2 protein-coding genes are annotated in these 1,245 nt (G+C 45.2%); both read left to right on the top strand.

Annotated elements, in window-relative coordinates:
* Window positions 1-84: 84 nt before the first annotated feature.
* Window positions 85-597 carry a PUA domain-containing protein gene (locus MNV_RS07260; protein WP_096204839.1) on the top strand — a complete coding sequence of 171 codons (513 nt, stop codon included), beginning with the start codon at window positions 85-87 and terminating at the stop codon, window positions 595-597.
* 310 nt (window positions 598-907) lie between these two features.
* Window positions 908-1,245: S-layer protein domain-containing protein (locus MNV_RS07255; RefSeq protein WP_306453629.1), on the top strand; the 338-nt coding region annotated here is incomplete at its 3' end.

Here is a 1,245-nt window from a genome sequence, read left to right as displayed (position 1 = left end):
GTCCTATAAGCAGGGGTAAAGTTGGGTAATTTATCGGGAAATGTATAAGAGTTCACCGGTTTAATAGAGAATGGTCCCTGAAAAATGACAATTACAAAAATACATCTTAAGCGTGTAAGAACTATAGCGGATTACCAGTTCGGGAAAGGAGCAGGAGCAGCTCTTTTCCCCGATAATGCGGAATTTCAGTTATCCACGACCGGCAGAGTCCGGCAGATTCTGATTGATAATATGCGGATTGCAACGGTCAGGGCGCAGGATGGCATGCTTACCCTTGGCATAACGGGTGCGAGGGCTCTTCATGAGTTTGCCAGGTTTCCGGGACACAGGGTCGTAGTTAACAGCGAAGCTGTGCCATTTGTGGCGAAAGGCAGGAATGCTTTTGCCAGGCACGTGCAGTCAGTCGACCCTGATATCAGGGATGGCCAGGAGGTTCTGGTTGTGGATGAAAACGACAAATTGCTTGCTACAGGAAAGGCTGTGCTCTGCTCAGTGGAGATGCTGGCATTCAAAAAAGGCATGGCCGTGGATGTAAGAAGCGGCATGGGAACGGATAGCAGGCTTGATAAAGAGAAAAATTATTTAGAAGGTCGATAGAAGGTTTAATTCGACAATAAGTGAACCTTTAATCGTCAATTGCTCCCTGGCATGCATGTTTTTTCTTAAAAGCGACCAAAAAAGATTTAAGTACAGCCCGAATTAATGGGTATGTAATCCATGACGGGATTAACAGAGGGTGATAAATCGGCTTTGAAAGCCGTTTGCTAATAGCAACGGTTATGCAAAGGCGGTTTAGCGATGGCGACAGGATGGAAATCCTGTCTTTAAGTACAATTATCACTCTTGCCGTGAATTCGGCATCTCGAAGGAGAACATAAACCATATTGAAATATGGAGGTAAGGAATAATGAGTAAAAGAATAACAGCAGTTGCATTGGCAGTGTTAATGTTTGCATTAGCATTACCAGCAAATGCAGCAATACAGGCAACCAGTGTGGAAATACGCGGAACCGTGTATAACGAAACAGCACTGGTTGCTGGCTTCGGCGGATCTGGCCCTGTTGCCTGGTCTGCACAGAGCTTTGCAGGTTTCTTCTATGACCTGAAAGACAATCTGGGCGCAGAGAACCTTAACGCAGTAGCTATAGATGTAAGTGGAAGGAAGATTGTCAAAGAGAAACTGTGGTATAACACCTCAGCACAGGCAAAGATGCTGAAGGTTGTTGATGAACAGTACAACAACAG

This window comes from Candidatus Methanoperedens nitratireducens, assembly GCF_900196725.1.
GTDB classification, from domain to species: domain Archaea; phylum Halobacteriota; class Methanosarcinia; order Methanosarcinales; family Methanoperedenaceae; genus Methanoperedens; species Methanoperedens nitroreducens_A.
The sequence above is the reverse complement of the archived record's forward strand: the minus strand, read 5'-3'. Positions and strand labels throughout refer to the sequence as shown.

Coding starts and splice junctions, on each gene's coding strand:
- MNV_RS07260 (WP_096204839.1), top strand. CDS start 85: ATGACAATTACAAAAATACATCTTAAGCGTGTAAGAACTATAGCGGAT.